This window comes from Pyxidicoccus sp. M6, from assembly GCF_055568925.1.
Genome location: NZ_CM145714.1, coordinates 6,683,594 through 6,707,533, shown reverse-complemented (window position 1 = coordinate 6,707,533; position 23,940 = coordinate 6,683,594). Strand labels below are relative to the sequence as shown.

General features: G+C 70.5%; 15 protein-coding genes. 4 read left to right on the top strand and 11 right to left on the bottom strand.

Going from position 1 to position 23,940, the window contains the following annotated elements; all coding sequences use genetic code 11:
* Positions 1-21 precede the first annotated feature (21 nt).
* A complete protein-coding gene (locus ACVTJA_RS26830; RefSeq protein WP_465823768.1) occupies positions 22-567 on the bottom strand; it encodes an FKBP-type peptidyl-prolyl cis-trans isomerase in 546 nt (181 codons plus the stop codon).
* A gap of 222 nt (positions 568-789) precedes the next feature.
* Between ACVTJA_RS26830 and ACVTJA_RS26825 the strand changes: the two genes are divergently transcribed.
* Positions 790-1,752: an RNA ligase family protein gene (locus ACVTJA_RS26825; RefSeq protein ID WP_465823767.1), complete on the top strand. Its 963-nt coding sequence runs from the start codon at positions 790-792 to the stop codon at positions 1,750-1,752.
* A gap of 15 nt (positions 1,753-1,767) precedes the next feature.
* Here the strand turns inward: ACVTJA_RS26825 and ACVTJA_RS26820 are convergent, their stop codons facing one another.
* Positions 1,768-3,249 (bottom strand): ribonuclease H-like domain-containing protein, encoded by a 1,482-nt coding sequence (locus tag ACVTJA_RS26820; RefSeq protein WP_465823766.1) that lies wholly within the window; start codon positions 3,247-3,249, stop codon positions 1,768-1,770.
* A 15-nt stretch (positions 3,250-3,264) separates the two neighbouring features.
* The gene (locus ACVTJA_RS26815) at positions 3,265-5,682 is read right to left on the bottom strand and encodes a DEAD/DEAH box helicase (RefSeq protein ID WP_465823765.1); all 2,418 of its coding nucleotides are present in this window, start codon (positions 5,680-5,682) and stop codon (positions 3,265-3,267) included.
* 84 nt (positions 5,683-5,766) lie between these two features.
* Here ACVTJA_RS26815 and ACVTJA_RS26810 point away from each other — a divergent pair, with 84 nt between their 5' ends.
* A complete protein-coding gene (locus tag ACVTJA_RS26810; RefSeq protein WP_465823764.1) occupies positions 5,767-7,014 on the top strand; it encodes an ArsB/NhaD family transporter in 1,248 nt (415 codons plus the stop codon).
* A gap of 9 nt (positions 7,015-7,023) precedes the next feature.
* Here ACVTJA_RS26810 and ACVTJA_RS26805 read toward each other — a convergent pair whose 3' ends face one another.
* Positions 7,024-7,857 (bottom strand): hypothetical protein, encoded by an 834-nt coding sequence (locus ACVTJA_RS26805; RefSeq protein WP_465823763.1) that lies wholly within the window; start codon positions 7,855-7,857, stop codon positions 7,024-7,026.
* A gap of 170 nt (positions 7,858-8,027) precedes the next feature.
* Between ACVTJA_RS26805 and ACVTJA_RS26800 the strand changes: the two genes are divergently transcribed.
* Entirely contained in the window at positions 8,028-8,717 is a 690-nt protein-coding gene (locus tag ACVTJA_RS26800; protein WP_465823762.1) for a GspE/PulE/PilB domain-containing protein, read from the top strand.
* A 9-nt stretch (positions 8,718-8,726) separates the two neighbouring features.
* Here ACVTJA_RS26800 and ACVTJA_RS26795 read toward each other — a convergent pair whose 3' ends face one another.
* The 6 genes from ACVTJA_RS26795 to trpS all read right to left on the bottom strand — a co-directional run bounded on the left by ACVTJA_RS26795 (position 8,727) and on the right by trpS (position 18,757).
* Complete coding sequence (locus tag ACVTJA_RS26795) at positions 8,727-11,000, bottom strand: cyclic nucleotide-binding domain-containing protein (protein WP_465823761.1); 2,274 nt, start codon at positions 10,998-11,000, stop codon at positions 8,727-8,729.
* Positions 11,000-13,123, bottom strand: coding sequence for a HEAT repeat domain-containing protein (locus ACVTJA_RS26790; protein ID WP_465823760.1), 2,124 nt, complete (start codon positions 13,121-13,123; stop codon positions 11,000-11,002). The genes ACVTJA_RS26795 and ACVTJA_RS26790 overlap by 1 nt, the downstream gene beginning before the upstream one ends.
* Positions 13,124-13,209: 86 nt before the next feature.
* On the bottom strand, positions 13,210-15,681 hold the full coding sequence (locus ACVTJA_RS26785; protein ID WP_465823759.1) for a pseudouridine synthase: 2,472 nt from the start codon (positions 15,679-15,681) through the stop codon (positions 13,210-13,212).
* A gap of 25 nt (positions 15,682-15,706) precedes the next feature.
* Positions 15,707-16,690: an SMC-Scp complex subunit ScpB gene (gene scpB, locus ACVTJA_RS26780; protein WP_465823758.1), complete on the bottom strand. Its 984-nt coding sequence runs from the start codon at positions 16,688-16,690 to the stop codon at positions 15,707-15,709.
* Positions 16,677-17,546: a segregation and condensation protein A gene (locus tag ACVTJA_RS26775; protein ID WP_465823757.1), complete on the bottom strand. Its 870-nt coding sequence runs from the start codon at positions 17,544-17,546 to the stop codon at positions 16,677-16,679. The genes scpB and ACVTJA_RS26775 overlap by 14 nt, the downstream gene beginning before the upstream one ends.
* Positions 17,547-17,710: 164 nt before the next feature.
* On the bottom strand, positions 17,711-18,757 hold the full coding sequence (gene trpS, locus ACVTJA_RS26770; RefSeq protein ID WP_465823756.1) for a tryptophan--tRNA ligase: 1,047 nt from the start codon (positions 18,755-18,757) through the stop codon (positions 17,711-17,713).
* A 268-nt stretch (positions 18,758-19,025) separates the two neighbouring features.
* On the opposite strand from trpS, the gene ACVTJA_RS26765 reads away from it, so the two are divergent.
* Positions 19,026-20,210: a DUF4388 domain-containing protein gene (locus ACVTJA_RS26765; RefSeq protein ID WP_465840302.1), complete on the top strand. Its 1,185-nt coding sequence runs from the start codon at positions 19,026-19,028 to the stop codon at positions 20,208-20,210.
* Positions 20,211-20,296: 86 nt separating this feature from the next.
* Here the strand turns inward: ACVTJA_RS26765 and ACVTJA_RS26760 are convergent, their stop codons facing one another.
* Complete coding sequence (locus tag ACVTJA_RS26760; RefSeq protein WP_465840300.1) at positions 20,297-23,887, bottom strand: VWD domain-containing protein; 3,591 nt, start codon at positions 23,885-23,887, stop codon at positions 20,297-20,299.
* Between the last annotated feature and the right edge of the window lie 53 nt (positions 23,888-23,940).

Sequence of the window (23,940 nt, the reverse complement as noted above, 5' to 3'; positions counted from 1 at the left end):
ACGGAGGCACGGCCACCGGCATCAGTGGTCGTGCTTCTTGCCGTCGCCCTCTTCGTCGTGGTCGTGCTCCTCGTCGTCATGGTCGTGGCCATGGCCATGCGGGCCGTGGGCGTGGCCGTGCTCGAGCTCCTCGGGCGTGGCGGGGCGCACTTCGCGCACGGTGACGTCGAAGTGGAGCGTCTTGCCGGCGAGCGGGTGGTTGAAGTCCACCACCACGGTGTCGCCCTTCACTTCCTTGATGAAGAAGTCGACCTCGTCACCGTCCGGGTCGGTGGCGCTGAGGACGCCGCCGACGACGAGCTCCAGGCCTTCGGGGAACTCGCTGCGGGGGACCTCCTCGAGGCCGTCCGGGTCGTAGTCGCCGTAGCCCTCGTCGGGGGTGACGACGACCTGAAGGGTGTCACCCTTCGTCTTGCCCTCCAGCGCCTTCTCCAGTCCGATGACGAGCTCCTCGGACCCTTGCAGGTAGACGAGCGGCTCGCCGGGCTCGCTCTCATCCACCGTCTTTCCGTCACCGAGGTGGAGGCGGAAATCGAGGGAGACGACGCTGTCCTTGGTAATTTTCATGGGGCCCTCATAGCGCACGGCGACGGCGCATGCCTCAATGATGTGCCTGTCTGACAATGGAGCGAGCGTCCCTGCCCCACCATCTGTCCGATTCCGGTGAAGGAGGAATGCCGGACAGCGGCTCGGGTCCGGGTGGAGGGAGTCAGCCTGGATTGAAGGCGCACGTCCGGATGGCACGCGCGGCGCCCTCCCGGTGCCGAGTGCTCCGGCTCCGAGGCTGTCATGCGCTTCCGTCCCTTCCTGAAGATGCCCGCGTCCCGCGACGTGAAGGACCGTGCCGGCCCGGGAGGCACCTGGGTCGCGCTGGAGAAGCTCCACGGCGCGCAGCTGGTCATCGGCGTGCGCGCGGGGGCGGTCCGGTTCGGCAAGCGGAAGGCCTGGCTGGCCGACGATGAGGCATTCTTCGGTTGGCAGCTCCTCCGCGCGGAGCTGACGGACGGTGCCGCGAGGTTGGCCCGCGCCGTGGGCGCCGAGGGGCGCGACGTGTACCTGTACGGCGAGCTCTTCGGAGGCCGGTACCCTCACCCGGATGTTCCCGCGGTGCCCGGGATGACGGCCGTGCAGACCGGCATCTGGTATGCGCCGGACCTGCGGTGGGCGGTGTTCGACGTGCTCGTGGCCCGCTCGGAGGAGGACGAAGGGACGCTGCTGGCCCATCACGAGGTGGAGGCGCTGGCTCGCGAGACGAGGCTCCTGACGCCGCCGGTGGTGCGGCGAGGGCCACGCTCCGAGATGGGCACCGTGCCCACCCGAGCCACGACGCGGATTCCCGCCCTGCTCGGCCTTCCGCCGCTCGCCGACAACGTGGCCGAGGGCATCGTCATCAAGGCGGACGCGCGCGCGGCGCCGGGCGAGCGCCTGGCCTGGAAGCGGAAGATCGAGGAGTTCGACGAGGCTCGCTTCGACGAGAGCGCCGCCTGGGATGCGGGGCAGCGACTTTCGCTGGAGGAGCTGTGCGCGTGGGCGGCGCGGCTGGTCAACCCCGCGCGTATCGCGAGCGCGGTGTCCAAGTGCGGCCGGGAGTCGCGAGCGTCGGTGCTCGACGAGGTGGTGCTCGACGTGCGCGTGGACCTGGAGTTGGCGTTCCCCACGGCATACCGAGCGCTCACGCCCGCCGAGGAGGAGCGGCTGGACGCCAGCCTCCGGGAGCGTGCCACGCCGGAGGTGGATGCGGCGCTCCGGTAGGTGTTCCGCCTCAGCTCACACTCTGGAACGCTCGGGCGGTGCAGTGAGGTCCAGCGGATATGCCCGGGCCATTCGAGCAATGCGTCCTTCGAGCCGAGCAACGCGGCGTCGGTGGTCTTCCGGGAGCTCCGCGGCCGCCGCGAGCCGCGCGTGCTGGAGCGCTTTCGGCAGGTCCTTGAGGGCGTGCTCGTAGAGCTTGGTCAGCTCCAGGTGGAGCGTGGCGGCCTGGAAACCTCGTGCGGACCGGAGCGCGCGGTGCAGGTGCTCCGCAGCCGTCGCGGAGTCCCCCGCCTTGCGAGACAGGCGCGAAGCGAGGGCCAGCGCCTCCACGCCCACCGTGCCGTTGTCCCCCGCCGCCGCGGCACGGGCGAAGGCCTGGGCCCGCTCATAGTCCCGAGCGCGCAGTGCCACGCCCGCGAAGCCCAGCAAGTCTCGCGGGTCCTCGCTGGGAGGCACCGAGGCACCGGCACTACCCGCGCGGAATCGCCGCACCAGCTCGCCCAGCAGCGCGGCCAGGAGCAGCAGGTCGTTGACGTTGTGCTCCAACACTGGCGTCAGCGCCGAGCCATCTCCTCCACGGAGGAAGCGGAAGTACAGCTCGGGAATGAGCGCGCCATCCACGTCACCCACGCGACGATGACCGAGGACGGTCTCCTCCATCTGGACAAGCCGCGCGCCCGAGCCCCGGTGCTTGAAGACGCGGCGGGCACAGTGCAGCAGGTCCAGGTGCGGGAGCTCGGTGGGAGTCGGCACGCGATTGAGCACGAAGCGCGTGCGCAGCAGCGGCCAGTCGAAGCTCTTTCCGTTGAACGTCACGATGCATGACGACTGGGCCATGCGCTCCGCGAGCACGCGAAGCATCGGCGACTCCTCGCCCAGCCGGCGTAGGAAGAGCTGGTGAACGCGAAGCGAGCGCCCCTCGAACCAGGCAAGGCCCACGAGGAACGGCACCGTGCCCGTGCCGCCCGCGAGGCCTGTGGTCTCCGTGTCGAGGAAGAGCATCCGCTGGAAGTCCACGCCCGCGAGCTCCGCCTGAAGCGCGAGGCTCGCGACCAGCTCGCCCTCCACGTCGAGTGCTCCCGCCAACGGCGCACTGCCATGACGGTGCTCGGGAGAAAGGACACGCTCGGAGACATGCACGGTGCCGAACGCCGTCGACCGCGCCTCCACGGGCAGGGGCCCATGTCGCGGTGCCGGAGCCTGGGCCCGGCGAGCGGAGGAGGTCTCCTGGCGCTTCGACCAGTCCACGAGCATGCGCTGCAACGAGGCGATGCGCGGGTCTTGCGAACGTTGAGGCTCGGAGCCGGTGGTGATGCCCGCCGCGGGTGGAACGACCGTTGCCGTGGAAGGAACCGGCCCCGCCTCCGCGCGCGGCTCCACCGGCGCAGCAGTCGCCGTCCCCTGCCCCTCAGAAACAACGGCCGTCGCGGGCTTCGCCGGAGCCTTGCCTCCGGGCCCCACGCCATTCAACCGAGCCAGCTTGCTCTTGAGGTTCACGGACCGGACCTCCGCCTACTGCATCCCCGCGACGCCGAGCGCCGACAGGACTTCGAGCCCCAGCCGCTTGCGAGAGAACGGCTCCACCGGAGCACTCCCCGGAGTCGCCCCCGCGGCCGGACCGATGCACGCCGGGCACCCGTCCTCGCACGGGCACGACTCCAGCAGCCTGCGCGCGCGCAGCATCAACTCATCGCGCTGGTCATACAGCCGCGCGGCCAGCCCCACGCCGCCCGGCACGTTGTCGTAGAGGAAGATGGTCGGGTCGAAGCCCACGCCACCGTCCTTGCGAGGCGGCCCCTCACCATCGTCCTTGCTGCCGAGCGTCTTGCCCACGTCCCTCGGGTCGATCATCAACCCCACGCACGCCACCGTGCGCAGCGCCGTGGCCACGCCGCGCAGCGCATCGATGACCGCGGGCCGGGGCGCGCGCATCGAGCGCACCACGGACTCCGGCACCGTCAGCCAGAGCGACGTGGTGTGCATCTGCATCTCCGGCAGCGCCACGTCGCCGTAGCCCACGTTCTCGTGCGTGTGGAACTTGATCTTCTTGTAGCCCACCACCTTCTCGATGACGCTGACCTCGCCCATGCCCGCATGGAGGTCCGGCCCCATCGGCGTGGACTGGTCCTCCTGGATGACGTGCACGCGCACGTACGTCATTGCGTCCGTGAAGTAGTCCGGCGCCACCTTGCGCACGAAGGCCTTGTGGTTCTCGTAGTCGAAGTGCTCGACCTGGTACTGCTCGCCCTCGTGCTGGTAGATGGCCTGCTCGTGCAGCATCGTGTGCGCCGAGCGGAAGTCCATCTCCGCCAGCGTCCGGTCCGTGCCGCGCTCGATGATGACGACGTTGTCCCAGCCCACGCTGCGCAGGGACACGTGGTTGGCCGGGTACGCATCCGTGGACCAGTGGTACACGCGCTTCCCCGCCTCGCCCACGGTGGGGTGCACCACCTCGTGCTGCGCGAGGAACCCGAGCGCCTCCGTCGTCGACTCGGGCGGCACGTCACCGAAGGGCTCGCCCTCCTCGAAGGGCAGCTCGAACGAGGCGCACTTGAGGTGCTGGACGAGAATCTCCACGTTGTCCGGGTCGATGCGCGCGTGCTCCACGGGCGCGCCGATGAGGAAGCGCGGATCCGCGGCCATGTACTGGTCCAGCGGCGCGCTCGACGTCACCAGCAGCGCGAGGCTCCCCGCTCCTCGGCGCCCCGCCCGTCCGAAGCGCTGCATCAGCGCCGCCACCGAGCCCGGGTAACCCGCGCACACCACCGCGTCCAGCGAGCCGATGTCGATGCCCAGCTCCAGCGCGTTGGTGGCCACCACGCAGCGCACCTCGCCCGCGCGCAGGGCCGCCTCCGTGGCGCGACGCGTGCCCGGCAGGTAGCCGCCGCGGTAGCCCTGGATGAGGGACGGGTCCAGCTTCTCCTCGACGAAGCGGTCGCGGAGGTACTTGAGCATCACCTCGATGTTGTTGCGCGACTGGCCGAACAGCAGCGTGGACACGCCCGCGCGCACCAGGTCCGAGGTGAGGCGCACCGCCGTCTTGAGGTAGCTCGCGCGGATGCCCAACTCCGCATTCACCACGGGCGGGTTGAACACCATGACCCGGCGCTCACCGGACGGAGCGCCGCTCTCGGACACCAACTCCACCTCGCGCCCGAGCATCCGCCGCGCATGCGCCTGCGGATTGCCGATGGTGGCCGACGCCGCGATGAACACCGGGTCCGCGCCATGGAAGCGCGCCACGCGCTGCAGGCGGCGCAGCACGTTGGCGAGGTGCGAGCCGAAGACGCCTCGGTACGTGTGCAGCTCGTCGATGACGACGTAGCGGAGGTTGGAGAACAGCCGCGCCCAGCTCGCGTGGTGCGGGAGGATGCCGGTGTGCAGCATGTCCGGGTTGGTGAGCAGCACGCCGCTGCGCTCGCGAGCGGCCCGCCGCGCATCCGCCGGAGTGTCCCCGTCGAACGTAATCGCGCCGTGGGACAGGCCCGCCTCGCGCATCAGTGCGCGGAGCGACTCCTCCTGGTCTCTGGACAGCGCCTTGGTGGGGAACAGGTACAGGGCGCGCGCCTGCGGCTCGCGGGCGAAGCGATCCAACAGCGGCAGGTTGTAGCAGAGGCTCTTGCCGGACGCGGTGGGCGTGGCGATGACGAGGCTCTTGCCCGCGCGGGCCAGCCGGTAGGCCTCGGCCTGGTGCGAGAAGAGCTGCTCGATGCCGCGCTGGCGCAGGGCCTCGCGGACCTGGGGCGCGACGTCCTCGGGAATGGGGGCGAAGGTGCCGGCCTTCGCGGGCGTGGCCTCGTCGAGGACGAAGCTGGGCCAGAGCTGCCGGTCCGAGCGCCACCCCTGGAGGACGGCGTCCAACCCGCGAGGCGCGTTCCACGGGGTGCGCCGGGGGCCACCGAAGGCGTCCGTTTCCTTCTCAGGCTTCATGGGTCGGGCACTGTACAGGCGTACACCGGGGCGGACAACGCGCTTGCGGCGCGCCCGGCCACTCTCGGCTAGGGTGCCGCGCCCGTGGCCCTCGCCATCTTCCTGTTCACCTACGTCTTCATCGCCGGCGCGCGCCTTCCGTTCCTGAAACTGGACCGGCCCGGCGGAGCGCTGTTGGGCGCCGTGCTCATGGTGGTGCTCGGAGTCGTCACTCCCGCCGAGGTCTACGGCCACAGCGACGACCCCGCCCGGCACGCCATCGACGCGGACACCATCATCCTGCTGCTCGGCATGATGCTGCTGGCGGCCTACCTGTCGCAGGCGGCCTTCTTCCGTACCGCCGGTGCCTGGGCCGTGCGCCGGGCCCACACGCCGCGGCTGCTGCTGGTGGCCGTGACGTTCATCTCCGCGGTGCTGTCCGCGTTCCTCGTCAACGACACCGTGTGCCTGATGCTCACGCCGCTGGTGCTCGTCACGGTCGAGGACGCGAAGCTGCCGCCCGTGCCGTACCTGCTCGCGGTGTGCATGGGCAGCAACAGCGGCTCGGTGGCGACCTTCACCGGCAACCCGCAGAACATGCTCATCCAGGGCGCCTCGGGGCTGTCCTACGCCAGCTTCGCCGCATACATGGCCCTGCCCGCCCTGCTCTCGACGGCCATCGTCACCGGGGCGCTCCTGTACCTCTTCCGGTACGACCTGCCCGCGAAGCGCTTCGACCCGCAGCCGCCCCCGCCGCCCGTGGACCGGGGCCTGCTGTGGCTCACGCTCGTCGTGCTCGCCGGGGTGGTGGCGGCCTTCTTCGCCGGCCTGCCCATGAGCTGGAGCGCCCTGGCCGGCGCCGCCCTGGTCATGGCCCTGTCCCGCCGTGAGCCGCGCGAGGCGCTGGAGCGCGTGGACTGGGTGCTGCTCCTCTTCTTCGCCAGCCTCTTCGTCGTCGTGTACGGCGTGAACAAGCACGGCTGGGCCGAGGACATCCGCGAGCTCTTCTCGCCGCTGATGGTCGGCCCGCCCTGGCGCGAGACGCTCGGCTTCGCGGGGCTGACGCTGGTGGCGTCCAACCTCTTCAGCAACGTGCCCTTCGTCATGCTCGCGCGCACGTGGGTGCCCACGCTGCAGAACGTGGAGCTGGGCTGGCACGTGCTCGCGCTGGGCTCCACGCTTGCGGGCAACCTCACCCTCGTCGGCAGCGTGGCCAACCTCATCGTCTTCGAGGCCGCGCGCGGGAAGGTGAACATGTCCTTCCTCGGCTACCTCCGCATCGGCCTGCCCGTCACGCTCGTCAGCTTCGCCGTGGGGCTCGCGGTGCTCCTCGCGGAGCACGCGCTGTTTTGAGGCCCGCCGCTATTCCGGGTCGGGGTCCGGCAGCTCGCCCGAGGGCAGTTCCTTCTCGGGCGGCTTCGCCTGCATGCGCTGGCCAGCGGTGCCCGGGATGGTATCCGGCGCGGCCGAACCCGGCGGAGCCGCAACGGGTGGGCCGCCGCGCCGGTCCTTCGGCGTCAGGTCCTTCACGAAGGTGACGGCCACCTTGTCCATCATGGACGTGATTGCCTGGCGGAACAGGTCCGGGTTCTTCCCCACCTTGAAGGGGTCCAGATGCGGCTCGCCCGCGGCCACCTGGTCCACCTCGAAGGGCCGGCGCCACACCTCGGAGCGCCCGTCGAGCGTGAACATGCGCCCGTAGCCGCGCACGTACGCGCCCGCGTGGCCCTTGTTGCTGCGCATGCCGTACTCCTGGATGACGAACTCGACGACGGTGTCCGCGCCGAGCGGCGTTATCAGGTCGTAATCCGGCGCGTTGGCGGGCACCTCCTCCACGAGGAAGCTCTCCAGCACCGAGGCCACGCGCGCCGGGTCCACCACGCGCGTCCACGGGTACTCGCGCGGGAGCTGCGACAGCGTGTTGACGCGCAGGCGCTCGGAAATCTCGAAGCGCGTCACGGCCTGCTGCAGCTTCACCGTGAGGCGGCGGTCCGCCTCCACCGGCTCCAGCTTCTTCAGCTTGCCGCTGTACGCCGAGTCCTCGCGGAACACGAGGCTCTTGGGCCCCGCGCCCTCCTCGATTCGGGAGATGAAGGCGGGCCGCTTGACGCGGTCCAGGTCCGCGCCGGCCAGCCGCTGTGACGCACAGCCGGCGGTGAGCGCCAGCGCGAGGAATGGAAGGATGCTTCGAGTCATTCACCCAAGGTTCTACCCCAACTCCCGCCTTCATGCTCCTACCCGGCCATACCCCCGGGTTTGGGGGTTCTGTGCACGGCTGGCTGGTATGCTCGGCGGCCGTGAGTTCTTCGCCTACCCCGCCCCCTGTTTCCTTCCCTGGCCGCAAGCGTCGGCTCGGGGAAATCCTCATGGACGCCGGCCTGCTCACGGAGACGCAGCTGCGCTCCGCCCTCGCCGAGCAGCGCAAGTGGGGTGGCAAGCTGGGCCTCACGCTGGTGCAGATGGGCTACGTGGACGAGAGCTCCATGGTCCACGCGCTGTCCCGGCAGTTGGCCATTCCCACGATGGACCTGGAGGCGCACACGCCGTCGCCGGTCGTCCTCCAGGCGCTCCGGGCGGACATCGCCGAGCGCTACACCGTGTTCCCCACGGCCGCGGACCCGGTCAACAAGCTGCTCACCGTGGCCACGGCGGACCCCACCAACGTGGAGTCGCTCCAGGAACTGGCGTTCCACACCGGCCAGCGAATCCAGGTCGTCGTGGCGGCCGCGTCGTCCATCGAGCGCGCCATCCGCCGCCACTACCATGGGGAGTTCACCTCCCCCACCGCCTCGCCGCTCACCTTCGGCATCGACGAGACGACCTTCGAGCTGGCCCCGCCCTCCGAGTCGGAACCCATCGCCCTGGCGTCGCGCGCGTCGGCGCACCCGAGCCCGCGCGAGAGCGAGCTGCTCCACCGCGTGGAGGAATTGTCCCAGCAGGTGTCCAGGCTGGAGGGCATGGTGGCCCAGCAGGCCCGCTCGCTGCGGGCGATGCTGGAGCTGCTGGAGACGCGAGGGCTGGTGACCCGCGACGACTACCTGGCGAAGGTGCGCTGAGCGCGCGCCTCACACCAGGATGAGCTCCTCGTCGCCCTCCGCCCGAGCCGCACCGGTGGAGGTGGCCTCTCCGAGCACGCGCCTCGTGCGCGACAGGCGCTCGTCGCTCAGCTCGGAGACGAGCACGAGAATCTGCGGGTGGCTGGAGATGAGCGCGTCGAAGTCCTCGCGCGGCAGCCGTAGCAGCGTGGTGTGACGCGAGGCCGCCACCGTCGCGGTGGCCGGCGTCTTCTGCAGCAGGGAGATCTCACCGAAGAGGTCGCCCTCCTTCAGCTTCGTCAGGAGGTGGCCATCCTTGCTGACGTCGACCTCGCCGGAGAGCACCACGTAGAGGCCGTCCGTCTGGTCCCCGTCGCGGATGACGATGTCGTCGCGCTCGACGTCGCGCGCGCGGAAGCGCTCCACCAGTGTGCGCCGGTCCTTCCGGTTGAAGGGCCGGAAGAGCGCGGAGGTGTTCATCACGTTGGTGAGGAGCCGCTGGCGGCAGAACTTCTTCAGCGCCTTGGCGACCAGCGGGTAGCGGCGGGACAGCTCGGCCAGCACCGGGGCGGAGATTTCGAGGAGCTGCGTGTCCTCGGACACGCCCTCGACGGAGGCGGTGCGGGCCGCGCCGGACAGGAGCGCCATCTCACCGAAGCAGGCGCCGCCCTCCAGCGTGGCGAGGTCCTGGCGCTCGCCGTTCTCCGTCCGGAAGACGCGCACGGAGCCCTCGCAGATGACGTAGAAGGCGTCGCCGTGCGTGCCCTGCTCGATGATGCGCTCGCCCGGGCCGAAGCGGCGCAGCGGGCACCGCTCGAAGAGCTCGATGAAGGCGTCGCGCGGGAGGTCGGAGAACAGCGGCACGGCGGGGAGCTCGTTCACCGAGCGCCCGTCGGAGGTGACCTCCTCGGTGAGGCTGTAGACCTCTTCCTCGTCCGTGGCGGAGGACACGGACATCGCGGTGCGCTGACTGAGGCCGGCCTGCGCGGCGAGCTCCACCGCGTGCAGGAGCGAGTCGGCTTCGAGCTCCAGCTCCGTGAAGGACGAGGACGCGGCACGGAGCGACGCGCCCAGCTCTCGAAACGGGAGCGCGGTGGCACCGGCGGGAGCCTGCGGTTCGGCACGGCGCGGACGGAGCCCCGGAGGCGCGGAGGACGTGCTCGCGGGCGCGGGCTCCGACGACGGAGGGATGGGTTCCGTCACGCTCGTGTCCGCGATGGGCGATGAGAGGGCCTTCCACTTGCCGCTCGGGGTACGTACGGAAGGCTCGGTGGGAAGCGGGCTCGCGGGCGCGGACGGCGGCGCAACCGGATTGGTCAACCGCTGCGTCGCACGAGGCGCGAGGCCCGGAGGCAGTGAGCTCGCCGGAGGACGCGCGGCGACCGGGGGCTGAGTGGACGCCGCAGAGGGGACACCGTCCTGCGGACGAGCGGCAACCAGCGTCGCACCATGCGTGGTCGACGTGGTGGACGCGATGTCCTGCGGACGGGCAGCAACCGTGCTCTCGGCAGCCGTGGATGCAGCCTCGACGGCCACGGGCTCCGACGGCGCAGCGGCATCTTCAGCCGCGTGCTCCTCCGCCGCGACACCGCTCACCACCGGAAGCAGCTCGTCCGACGCACCGGCCGCCTGCTCTTCCTCCACCACCTCGCCCACCAGGATCGGCTCGTCGCCGCCCGTCGCCGCGTCGTCCGACAGCCCGACGCTCACGGAGTGGACGACCACCTCCTCCGCGCCAGCCCGTGCGCCCTGCCCCGGAGACGCCTCCACGGAGAGCGACAGCTCCGCGGGCAATTCGGATGACAGGTCCACCGGAGCACCACTGCCCTCCAGGGCGGGGCTCTCGACCTCCACGTCCAGGTCGATCTCCGCCACCGCCGCCCGCACCTCCGGGGGCAGCCGCGACGTCGAGGCCGGAGCAGCCACCGGAGAAGGCTTCTCGGACAGCACGCTGCCCATCGGCCCACGGGCCCGCGCTCCGGCCGGCGTTCCCCGGCGCGCGTACAGGTCCGCGAGCATCTGCTGCACGCCCTGGTGCGCGGGGTCCAATTCGAGGATCAGCTTGCTCGCGGCGATGGCGCGCGGGAGGAAGCCCTCCTTCGCGAAGCCCTCGGCGGCGGACTGATACGCGGCGATGGCCCGGTCGCGTTGACCGGCCTTGGCCCACGCGTCCCCCGTGCGCAGGCGCGACTGGAGGTCCTTCGGGTCGGCCCGACAGTATTCCTCGTATAACTCCGCGGCTTTGGAGAAGCGGCCCTTGGTGAAGGCTTCAGTGGCCTTGTCCTTGAGCTTTCGCAGCTCCATTAGCGCGCCCCCCCGGCGGCTGTGCCGTCCTTCGTCAACGCCGCGCCGGCCGACTCCCGGACGGAGCGGAAATAGTCCCCCTTCAGCGCGGCCAACGACTCGGCCTGCGCGGGGGTGCCAATCTTCTTCAGCGCCGACGCGGCGGCGGCGCGAATCTCCGGCAGGTCGTGGAACAAATCACGCGCCACCACCTCGGCCGCCTGCGAGTCGCCAATCGCACCGAGCGCCAGCAGCACGTCCCGCCGCGCCACGCTGTTGGTCTCGTCCAGCGCCTTGAGGAGCGTGGGCACCGCGTCCTTCGCCTGAATCCGCCCGAGCAACTGCGCCGCGAGCGCCGCCTCCGGGCCGCCCTCGCGCACCACCGTCTGCAGCGCCGCCGACGCCGAGGCCGGCACGCCGGAGCCGCGCGTGAGCGCGTCCAGCGCCAGCAGCTTCTCGCTGCCCATCTTCGGCATCAGCTCCGCCAGCGCGGCCTGGCCCGGCTCGCCCGCCTCCGAGAGCGCCTGGGCCAGCGCCTTCTGCAAATCCCGCTCGGGCTCGAGCAGCCCCGCCTTCGCCACCTCCACGCCCTCCGGCCCCAGCCGCGCCAGCCCCACCAGCGCGGCCAGGCGCAGCGTGGAGCTCCCGTCCTGGCTGTAGCCCTTGAGCAGGTCCAGCGCGCCCGGAGCCTTCAACGTGCCCAGCGCGCGCAGCAGCGTGGCCAGCGGCGCCAGTCGCTCGCCCTCCACGTCGTCGTACAGCTCGGTGGGCACGCGGTGCAGCACCACCGGCTGGCCGGCCTCGCGCGCGCGGGCCGCGTTGAGCGCCTTCACGCGCTCGAAGAGCGTGGCGTGCCTGGCCGCGCGCTCCGCGTCGCCCGCGAGGTGGCCATGCGCGTCCGACGGTGCCGCGGCCGGGTCGAAGCCCGGGCCGTACTTCTCTGGCAGCTTCTGCGTCACCCAGTCGGCACGCATCGCCTCCAGCCCCTTCACCTCCTGCTCGTACAGCTTCTGCAGCGCGGGGACGGACGCGGCATCTCCCACCGCCGCCACGGCCTCCACCGCGAGCATCCGCAGCGAGGAGTCCGGCTGGTTGAGCCACGGCGTCACCTTGGCCAGCAGCGGCTGCGCCGCGGGGCCGAGGCCCGCCACCGCCTGGAGGCCGCTGGCGGCCGTGGCCGGACGGGAGAGCCGCTCGGCGATGGGCTCCACCGGGCAGCCGCCGCGAGCGCGCATGCTCAGGCCGGCGGCCATCGCCTCGGCGGGAGCGCCGTCCAGCGCGATGGCGCACAGGGCGCTGTCCGTCTCCGGCGAGCGCGGGAAGGCGAGGATGGCATCGAGCGCCAGCGGGCTCACCGCGCTCTTCTCCACCGCCACGGCCTGGAGCCTCGGCGCGACGGCCGGGTCCTGCAGCTTCATGAGCGCGGTGATGGCGGACTCGCGCAGCTCGGGGAAGCTCTCGTCGAGCAGCAGGGCAATCTGCCCCACCGCCTGCTTGTCCCCGGCATCCCCCAGGCCGCGCACGGCGGCGGCGGCGAGGATGACCTGGCTGTCGCGCACGAGCGGAAGCAGTCGCTCCACGGCCTCGGGACGCCCGCTCTTGCCCAGCTCCTCGGCGGCGCCCACGCGCTCGGGGAGCGCGCCCTCGGTGAAGGCGAGGAGGTTGCGGTCCCACTGGGCCTTGGCCTCGGCGGCCACGACTTCCGCCATGGCGTCGTGGACGTTCGCGCTCTTGAGGGCCTGGACGATGACCTGGCGCGTGGCGCGGCCACGTCGGCCGTACTGGAGCGTGAGGTACGCCTTGGCCTTGTCGTTCTTGACCTTGGAGAGCGCCATGGCGGCGCGCCCCTGGACGTCCTCGTCCGGGTCCTCGAGCAGCTCGCCGAGCAGGTCCACCACGCGGGGGTCCTGGCTCTCACCGAGCGCCACGGCGGCCTCGGCCCGGACGATGGCGGCGAGGTCCTTGGCCGCGCGGGTGAAGAGGACGAGGTCGTCCGCATTGCCCTGCCCGGCCAGCTTCTTCACGGCGAGAGCGCGGACCTCCGGGCGAGGACTCTGGAGGTCGGCGAGGAGCTGGTCCCGGCTGCCGTTGCAGCCGAGGACCAGTGCCAGAACGAGGATGAAGGGGCGCGCGCCGGTTCGCATCGGTCTCCGCTGAGACAATCAGTGCAAGTTTCGGCGCCGGTTATATCAATGGGCCCCTCCTCGCGCCCAATCCACCGCGTGTGACTTCAGCGGGGACGGCGAGGACCCCGCGGAGGGGGTCGGCCCGCGCCCCCTCGGGGGCCTTCGCTGCTCCAGCGAGGCGTCGCGGAGCGCTCCTTCTTCTTGCTCCAGTCCTGGAAGCCGCCCTTCTCGCCTCCGCCCCGCTCCTCTGGAGGGCCTCGGCGGGCACCCGCGCGGACGACGCGCTCATTGGGATTGCCGCGTGAGTCGGTCGGGCTCCACTCCTTGCGCTCCGGACGGCCGCCTGCCCCCCGAGCACCCGCGCCGCCACGGCCCCGGGGTGCGCCACCCTCGGCGCCTCGCGGCGCCCCCTCGCGGCGCTCGGGACGGCCCGCTCCGCGCGGACCACCGAACTCGCGACGCCCCGCGCCACCGCCGAAGCCCTCGCGGCGCTCGGGACGGGCGCTCCGGGGCGCGCGGCCCTCGTCGCTCCCACCCCAGGCCTTGCGAGCAGGACGACCCGCACCGCCCTCGGAACGGCCGGGGCCACCGAAGCCACGCGAACGGCCCTCACCGCCCGCTCCGCGAGCGGCGCCGCCGAAGCCTCGCGAACGGCCTTCGCCACCGGAGCTCCGAGGCGTTCTTCCTTCGGCACCGCCTCCGGACCACTCACGGCGCTCGGGACGGCCGGCGCCACGGCTCCGAGGTGCTCCCTCGTCGCCACCACCGCTGAACTCCTTGCGAGCAGGACGGCCCTCGCCGCGAGCGGCGCCACCCGCATCGCCACCCCAGGACTTGCGCGCAGGGCGAGCGGCGCCGCCTTCGTCACCACCCCAGGACTTGCGAGCAGGACGACCCGCACCACCCTCATCGCCACCCCAGGACTTGCGCGCCGGACGAGCAGCACCGCCCTCATCGCCACCCCAGGCCTTGCGAGCGGGACGACCCGAACCGCCTTCGTCACCACCCCAGGACTTGCGAGCAGGACGACCCGCGCCGCCCTCCTCACCGCCCCAGGACTTGCGCGCCGGACGAGCAGCGCCGCCCTCGTCGCCGCCCCAGGCCTTGCGAGCAGGACGACCCGCGCCGCCCTCGTCACCGCCGCTCCACTCCTTGCGAGCGGGACGGCCCGCGCCACGAGGCGCACCGCCCTCGGCACCAGCGCCCCACTCCTTCCGCGCCGGACGGCCCTCACCACGCGTGGGCCCCTCGCGACGCTCGGGACGGCCCTCGCCACCGAAGCCACGCGCACGGCCTTCACCGCCCGCGCCACGCTCCGCGCCGAAGCCACGCGCACGGCCTTCACCACCCGCGCCGCCGAAGCTACGCCCTCGCGGACGATCCTCACCACCGGCACCACGAGCAGCGCCACCGAAGCCGCGACCACGGCCTTCACCCCCCGCGCCACGCTCAGCACCGAAGCCACGCCCTCGCGGGCGATCCTCGCCACCAGCACCGCGAGCAGCGCCACCGAAGCTACGCGCACGGCCTTCGCCGCCCGCGCCGCGCTCCGTACCGAAGCCACGCGAACGGCCCTCTCCGGCGCCACCGCGAGCCGCACCGGCCGCACGGCCGAACCGGGCCAGGCCCGTACCACCACCGGCCGCCGGCTTCTTCTCCCGCTTCTCGCGCTTCTCGGGACGCGCATCCATCGCACGCGCGGCCCGAGCCGCCGTGCGCTCCATCCCCGAGCGAGGCGCGGGCGCCTCGTCATCCATCGACAGCTCTGTCTCGTCGTCCCCTTCGAAGCCCGGAGCCGCGCGACCGTGCCGGCGCGGAGGCAGCCTCAGCTCCACCGCCGCCGGCTGCGCGCGTCCCTCGGACACGGCGTTGAGCTGCTCCACCTCGCCCTTCTTCAGCGAGCGCAACTCCCCGGGCCGCATGCCCTCCACGCCGATGCCCGCGTACGCCGGGCGGAACAGGCGCACCACCGGGTGGCCCACCGCCGCGCACAGGCGCTTGATGAGGTGCGGCCGGCCCTCGGCCACCACAATCTTCAGCCACGTGTTCTTCTCCGCCGCCTCGAACACGTCCACGGACAGCGGCGTGGCCATGCCGTCCTCCAGCCGGACGCCGCCGCGCAGCTTGTCCAGCGTGGCCGTGTCCGGCGAGCCCTTCACCTTCGCCAGGTACATGCGCGGCACCTGGAAGCTCGGGTGCGTGAGCTTGTGCGCCAGCGCCCCGTCGTCCGTGAAGAGCAGCGCGCCCTCGGCGTCGTAGTCCAGCCGCCCCACGGGGAACAGGCGCTTGCCCGTCTCCTCCACGTAGTTGGCCACCGTGGGCCGGCCCTGCGGATCCGACAGCGTCGTCACGACGCCCACGGGCTTGTAGAGCAGGTAGTACGAGGACTCATCCGGCGGAGTCACCAGCGTCCCGTCCACCGCGACCAGGTCCGTGCCCGGTTCCACCCGGCTGCCCAGCTCCGTCACCGTCTCGTTGTTCACCGTCACACGGCCCGCGGTGATGAGCTCTTCTGCGTGCCGGCGCGAAGCCACTCCCGCGCGAGCCAGGTACTTCTGCAATCTTTCGGCAGCCATCCTTGCCTTCTTCCGTCGTTGCCCGTCACTCGGGCTTGGGCCCCGCTTCGCCCGTCACGGGCGTAGGGGGCGTGTCCAGGACGCTGGAGCTGACCTTCTGTGTCCGGTCCGCGGCCTCCATGGCCTCCTCCAGCTCCTCCAGCGCGGCCTCACTCGCCGCCGCGCTCTTCTCCATCCGCTTCGTAAACCCGGGGTCCGCCAACGTGTCCACGGTCCCCGCCGCAGTCGGCACCGGCTGCGTCTCCTTCTCCACGATTTCCCGGTGTTCCTGCGTCAGCTCGTGGAACTCACGCAGCGTCGGCAGGGCCGAGAGGTCCTTCAGGGCGAAGAACTCCAGGAACTCGCGCGAGGTGCCGTAGAGGATGGGGCGCCCCACCTCCTCGCGCTTGCCCAATATCTTCACCAGCTTGCGGTCCATCAGGGCCTTGATGACCGCGCCGCAGTCCACACCGCGGATGTCTTCAATCTCCGGCCGTGTCACGGGCTGCCTATACGCGATGATGGCCAGAGTCTCCACCGCCGCGCGCGTCAGCCGCTGCGGCTTCACCCGCAGGTAGCGCCGCACGTACTCGCCCGAGTGCGGGTCCGTCCGGAACTGCCACCCGCCCGCCACCTCGTACAGGACAATCCCGCTGATGCCGTCCCGGTGGATGCCGGACAGCTGGTTCAGCGCTTCGGAGATGAGCTCCCGGTCGATGCCCGTGGCCATGAACAGCTCGTCCACGGACAGCGGCCGCTCCGCCACGAAGAGCACGCTCTCGATGACGGTGCGGATGCGGTCCGGCGACAGCTTCTTGCTCTTGGAGACGAGCTTCTCGAACGACGTCTCCAAATCGGGAGGCGCCTCGTCCGAGTCCTCTTCGATGGCGACCGCCTCGACGTCGTCCAAATCGTCCGCCGGGCCGGGGCCGGTGACGGCGGCGATTTCATCCTCGGAGAACGGGCCGGGGCCGCCGGGCGTGCCAGGGGCCGGGGTCTCGTCCTGCGGTCCGTTGCTACCGGTAGTCACTTTCGTCGACCTCCGTGGGAAGCAGCTTCTCCAGCGCGTCCCCGTTGGGAAGGAGCAGGATGGGCCCGAGCGGCTCTTCCTGCACCACCCGGATGAGCCGCCGCTTCGTCATCTCCAGGATGGCCAGGAAGGTGATGACGATTTCCTGGCGCGTCGGTGTCTCCTCTTCGGAGAACAGGCTCTCGAAGAGGACCTGTCCGGCCGGCCGCAGGCGCTCCGCGATGCGGATCATGGCCTCGGACAGCGTCACCTTCTCGCGCACCACCTCGTGCTGCAGCTTGGGCGTCAGCCGCTCCAGCACCCGGTCCAGCGCTTCAATCAGCTTGAGGACGCTGAACTCCTGCAGGCCCACCTCCTCCTCGGGAATGGGCACCGCCTCCACCGGCACGTTGCGGGTGAAGACGTCACGCCCGAGGAGGTCCTGCCCCGCGAGCTGCTCGGCGGAGTCCTTGTACTTCTGGTACTCCAGAAGTCTGCGCACGAGCTCCGCGCGCGGGTCGCCCGGCTCCTCGACGGCCGCCAGCACCTCCGAGCCCTCCTGCACCGCCGCCGGGTCCTGCCGGGGCAGCAGCATGCGGGACTTGAGGTGCGCCAGCGTGGAGGCCATCACCAGGAACTCGCCGGCGATGTCCAGGTTGATCTCCCGCATCCGCTCCAGGTGCTCGAGGTATTTCTCGGTGATCAGCGCCAGGGGGATGTCGAAGATGTCGACCCGGTGCTCCTTGATGAGGTGGAGCAGCAGGTCGAGCGGACCCTCGAAGTTGGGCAGCGCGACGCGGAAGGAGTCACCCGGGCTGCGGGGCGACTCCCCATCGGGGGCGGCCTCTTCGGCCGGTGCGCGGCGGCCCTCACTCACCGGAGGTCCTTGGGCTGCCTTCGAAGGTGTGAGGGGAACGGCTCATCGCGCAAAGGCCCGACTTTCCTTGGCCTTGGGCGCAAGTCGGGGGGACACACCTCCTTAACAGTGCCTTCCAGGTGGGTCAAACAATCGGCAGTGAAAGCCCGTTCAGTCACTCCACCTCAGGGGATGCCCACCGCGCGGCGGATCCTGTCCATCAGCCTGCTTGCTTCCTCACGGGCCCGGCTGGCGCCAGCCTGGAGGATGCTCTCCAGCGCGCCAGGGTCGGCCACCAGCTCGGCGTAGCGCTGGCGCGCCGGGCCGAAGGTCGCATGGTAGGCCTCGAGGAGCTTCTTCTTGTACTCGCCGTAGCCCTTGCCGCCCGCCCTCCAGGAGGCGTCCACCTCGCGGAACTCCGATTCGGGGAGCATCAGCTTCAGCAAATCATAGAGCGGCGCATCGCTGACCAGCCCGGGCGTCGACGGAGGCTGCTGGGGCACCGGCTTGGGTGCCTCCACGGGCGTCGAGTCCGTCTTGATGGACATGATGCGCTTCTTGATTTCCTTCTCGTCGCCGAACAGGTCGATGGTGTTCCCGTACGACTTGGACATCTTCTGTCCGTCGATGCCGGGCACCACGGCGGTGGACTCCTGGATGCGCGCGGCGGGCAGCCGCAGCAGGCCCGGCGCGTGACCGCGCTCCTTGCCTTCCGGATCCGCCGGGTCATAGCCGGGCACATAGGTCGTATTGAACTTCACCGCCCAGTCGCGCGCGAACTCGATGTGCTGCACCTGGTCCTTGCCCACCGGCACCACGTCCGCGCTGTAGAGCAGGATGTCCGCGGCCATCAGCACCGGGTACGCGAAGAGGCCGAAGTCCGCTGAGATTCCCTTGGCCAGCTTGTCCTTGTAGCTGGTGGCCCGCTCCAGGTTCGCCACCGGCGTCACGGTGCCGAGCAGCCAGTACAGCTCGAGCACCTCGCGCACGTCGCTCTGCCGGAAGAGGATGGCCTTCTTCGGATCCAGGCCCAGCGCGAGGTACGCAATCGCCGCGTCGCGCGTCATCTCCATCGCGACCTTCGGGTCCCTCAGCGTGGTGAGCGAGTGGTAGTTCGCGATGAAGTAGTACGCCTCGCCCTCATCCTGGAGCTGCACGAACTGACGGAGCGCGCCGTAATAGTTGCCGATGTGCAGCTTTCCGGACGACTGGACGCCTGAGAGAATCCGCATGTCGGTTCCGACTCGAGTGACGGGTGGTGGACGCGGCTGGTTCGCACACCCGCCGCCCCCCTGCAACCTTCCGTTGAAGCTGCGGCGCTTCCGTCACCTTCCGGAAATCCGCCCCACCCTTGGGTGAAATTTTGCGACTGCCTGGAAAATTCCAAGGAATTCCGGGCACTTGCAATGCGGGGACGGTGGGTGGGACGCTACCCTGACAGCACCACCTGCGAGCACGCGCGGGCACTCGTGACGTCTCACCTCGGGAGGATGCACCGGCATGGAGTCATTCAACGGGAGTCTCGCCAGCTATCGCCTGCAGATGGTGATGCCACCGCTCTTCTCCGCGCCGGGCGTGGAAGGGACGCTGCGGGTGGAGCGCGGAGCCATCCGCCGGTGCTTCCAGGTGAAGGACGGCTACCTGGTGGGCGAGAGCTCGAATGACCCGCGAGAGCACCTGGCGCAGGTGCTGGTGAATCTGCGCATCCTCGACGCGCCCCGGGCGGCGGCGGCCTTCGAGGCGGCCGAGGGCGCCGGCGTGCCCTACGGCACCTTCCTGGTGCAGCGCTGCTTCGTGGAGCTGCCCCGGCTCATCGAGGCCATGGAGCACAAGGCGCGCGAGGCGATGTTCGACTGCTACGCCTGGGAGTCGGGCGAGGTGGAGTTCACCCCCGGGCTGCCGGCCGCCGGGCGGGCGGTGGGGCTGAAGCTGCCCCTGTCCACGCTGCACCGGGACGCGGTGTCGCGGCTGCGCGAGTGGGGCGTGTTCCGGGACATCTTCCCGAGGCAGGACATCACGTTCCGAGTGTTCCGCGAGTTCGCCGTGGAGACGTTCTCCGAGGAGGAGGACGTGCTGCTGGACCTCGCGGCGAGCGGGGCCACGCTGGGCGAGATGCTGGCGAGCGCGAAGGAGGCACCGCTGTTCGCCGCGCGCTGGGTGCTGCACCTGTACCGGCGCGGAGCGCTGGCGCCGCAGCGACCCAAGGGGCCGAAGCTGGGCGAGGCGGCGGAGCTGGCGGAGCTGCTCAACCTGGTGAAGCGCTTCCTGGAGACGGGCAAGTACGACCACGCGGTGGCGCTGGCGGCGCAGGTGCTGGAGCGAGGGCCCGTGCCGGAGGCGCACGCGCTCTACCGCGAGGCCGAGGTGCGGCTGACGCTGGCGCTGAGCGACGAGCTCTTCGCCCTGGACGGCAGGCTCGTCTTCGAGCCGATTCCCCGCCCCACCCCGCCGGACCTCACGGCGGATGACCTGTATTTGTACTCGAAGCTGCGCGGCAGCCGGAGCATCCGGCAGGCGCTGCGCACGGCGGCCATGGGTGAGCTGGCCGCGTCGCGCTCCGTGCACCGGCTGATGGCGAGCGGGCTCATCCACGTGGCGCCCCTGCCCGACAGCGAACAGGCCGCGGCGACGCGGCGCACGAGCACGGACCCGTACGGCGCGCCGATTGTCGGCGTGGGGACCTGAGCGCGTCACGCGGCGCGCGGAAATGGAAAGGGCCACCCCCGCCATGCGCGGAGGTGGCCCTCTCTCTTCCGTTCAGCTCGTGAGCGCTACTTCTTCACCGTCACGCGCCACGTGTTGCTCTCGGAGCTACCGCCCCTGCCGTCCTCGGCGATGACCTTCCAGAAGTAGTCCCGGCCGCCCTCCAGCGCCAGCGTCCTCGACAGCTCCTGCGTCGCCTTCGAGTCGCACACCTGGAACGTGAAGCGGTCATCGACGGGCCAGACGCAGTGCCGGTAGAGCACGGTGTCCTGGTCCTTGTCGTAGGTGGACTCCCACTTGAAGGTGATCTCCGCCGGGGCGGTGTCGAAGTCCTTCGGTCCCACCAGCCCCGGCACACCGGGCTGCTGGTTGGCTTCGACCTTCTCGGCCTCCACGAACGTCTTGGCGAAGGTCGGGTCACCGGTGCCCGCCACGTCCTGCGCGCAGTTCTTGCGGCGCTCGTCGTTCGTGACGTCCTTGCAGAGCTCCAGGGCCTTCTCGAACTCGATGGACGGCAGCGCCTCCGCGATCGGAATCCCGGGCGGCGCCTTGTCGATCTTGCACGACTCGGCCTTGTACTCCGGCCAGCTCTCGATGGTGTACGACGCGGTGGAGTACCCGGCCGGGTAGTCGAACAGCGACGTGGAGTCCTTCACCCGCCACTCGCCCTCGAACTTCTCGTACAGGTCGACGTAGCGCTGGTACGGGTCCGACGGGCGCGGCCCCATCTGCGACCCGTCCGGGAGCGCCGGCAGCCAGTTCCCCGGAGCGATGGGGCCGAGGATGCCCTCCGTGGCGCGGGCGCGCTGCACGCTGACGTTCATGTACCAGACCTGGTAGTGCGCCCACCAATCGACGGTGATGATGACGCGCGTCCCACCGGCCGCCTCGATCTGGATGCCCCCCTGCGAGGGCGTCCGGACGATGCGCCCGCCCGCGGGGAGCAGCAGCTCCGTGCCGAGCTGCACGGGCTTTCCATCGACGCGCAGCTCCAGGTACTCCCGCTTCTCGGAGCTCATCTGGTACGTGATGCGGTGCGGACCGACGCGCACCGCCACCGCCGAGATGAGGCTCACGCACGAGGTCAGCCCGGTGTGCTCGTCCGGCCCCACCGGCCCTTCCGTCTGGATGGGCGTGTGCCGCGCCTGGATCTCCAGCCCTGGATCGCGCAGGAGCACGAACTCGCCGGCGCTCTGGAAGTCGTAGCGCACGCCGTCAATCGTCGTGAGGTGCGGATCTCCCCACGTCGAGGGGTTGCCACCCTGGATCCACCGGCGAATCGTCTCCACGTCCGTCTTGCTCAGCGGAGGCCCACCACACGGCATCACGCCGCCCGGGCAGCCCTCCGACGTGCGGGTGATGCGGTCATACAGCGGGCCCGCCAGGCTCGTGGCCATGGGCGCCGCGATGGAATACGACTGCGCGAGCGGGTCCACGCCGGGGCCGACCTGGTTCTCCTGCAGCTTCAGGTACGTGCCGTAGTTCTTGTACGGCGGATAGTCGAGCCCACCGTGGCACTCGACGCAGCTCTTGTTGAAGATGCGCTGCACGTCCGTGTACGTCGGCACGGCCGACGTCGCCGGCAGCGAAGCCAGCGTGGAGTTCACCGCTGTAATCACGTCCGAGCAGCTGAAGGGCGACGCGAGGCCGGGGACCGGCTCGGCGGTCAGGCTGGCCTCGAGCGCCGTGCGAATGGCGTTCGTGTACGTGCTGAACACGTCGGCGAAGGCATAGGAGCGAGACCGGCCGCGCACGCCCAGGGACCACTTGTCGACGGAGATGCCGAGCGGTTCGAGGAAGTAGCGGTACAGGGTGACCCGCGACGTGTTGTTCACGTAGTCCTCGCGGTCCACATAGATGCCGCCCATGACCGTCGAGTCGGGGCTCCCGAGGCCGGCCTCGATCGGCCGGCGGAAGACCTCGCTCCGGATGCGGGAGATCGCGGTGGACGTCCCCGAGCTGGTCGCGGCGCCGTACAGCGGGATCTGGCCGTTCACCGTCCCGGGAGACATCACGTAGATGTCGCCGGTCCTATCGAGGTTGAACTTCTGGATGTCGGCCTTCCGGCGCGGAATGCTCTTCGAGCGCGAGTCGGTGTCGGCGCGAAGGGTGTTGATGTCCATGCCCGTGCGCGCCGTGAAGAACGCCTGGTTGATGGTCAGCGGGGACGTCGTGCTCTGGACCGTGTTCAGCGCCGAGTTGATGGTGAGGCAACCCTTGGTGATGGCCAGGGCCATGGGCCGAGGATCCAGGTACACGCTGCCGGTCGCCCAGCGGTGGCTCGCGACTTCATCCGCGATGCGGGTCTGGTTGAGCGTGCCATCGAGGCCGCCGAGGAGGTCGAACAACTGGACGCCTCGCCCCTCGATGCCGGTGGGCGCCGAGAGGTGGTACAGCGTGACGAAGGAGCCTCCGCGAATGACGGTCGTGGGCGTGCCGGACGACGTGTTGTTGAACTGGTACGCGCTCGACACCGAGGCGACGGAGCCCACCGGGGCCGGCTCGGTCGTCACCGGAGCCGTCGTGTCGAACGAGAACCGGGGCGTGCCGTCATTCGCACCGCCCTGGTAGCGGGTGATCTTGTGGGCGACGGGAACCCCCGGGGGCTGCAGGCTCAGCTGCTCGACGACCGCGCGAACCGAGGGGGTGGAGCGCCACGTCCAGGGATTGAAGAGCTTGCGGAACGCGGCCGTGTCCAACGAGCCCAGATAGAGCCGGTCCCGGTTGAACGGGAGCATGCCGCCCCAGCTGTCATACGGGTCCCAGTTGGGCTTGTTCTTCGTCTTGATGACGCCAATGGGCCAGCCGGTCGTGCCCGGGATGTCCGACAGGTTGACCACGTTCCGCGTCGAGTGGCAGCTCGAGCACTTCGTGTCGTCCTTCTCGATGTGCCGGGTGCGCGGGGGAATGGAGCCCATCGCCGGGATGGACGTCAGGATGATCTCGTGGAAGCGGAAGTTCTTCGTGGCCGGGTCCCACTGCATGTACTCGATGACGTCCGGATGCGAGCCCGGGTACGACGCGTGCTGCATCGGCCCGATGGAGAAGACGGACTTCGCATTCACGCTCGACAGCAGGATGCGCGGGTGCTCCGCGGTTCCCGTCTGGAGGCTCTCCGAGCGCGTCATCAGGATGGCGCTCTGCCGGTACTGCACGGGCAGCGCGGCGACGAAGCGGGCCACGGTGTTCGTGGCGGGGTTGGCGGCGAGGTACGTCGCGATCTCGTCGGGGGTGATGTTGGTCGGGTCGACGGCCGTGATCGGATTGATGGTGCCGGGATTGAGGTTGAAGACCGCCTTGGCCGACCGCGCGACGTTCATCGTCACGGTGCAGGTCAGCCCCGAGCCCGTGCAGTCCGGCGTGGAGCTCGTGTCCGCATCCGCGTCGATGTTCCAACCGGCGAAGGTGGAACCCGCGGCGGGCGCGGCGGTGAGCGTCACGATGGTGGCCGCCCCATAGGGCTCGTCACAGTCGCCACCGCTGCTATTGCAGGTGATGCCGGGCGCGGTGACCGAGCCCGAGCCGAGCCCCATGGTCATGACCTTGAGGTCGGCGGCTTCCGCGCTCGCCGCGAGCAGCGAGGACGCGACGAGCAACGCGCCCAGTCCCGGCCTCCGTCTCGAGTGGGGTGAAGAAGGGATGAGTCTCGTGAGTCTCATGCGTTGCGCTCCGTGGGTGCGCTCAGGGCCCTGCCGAGCGCGAGGCGGTGGAG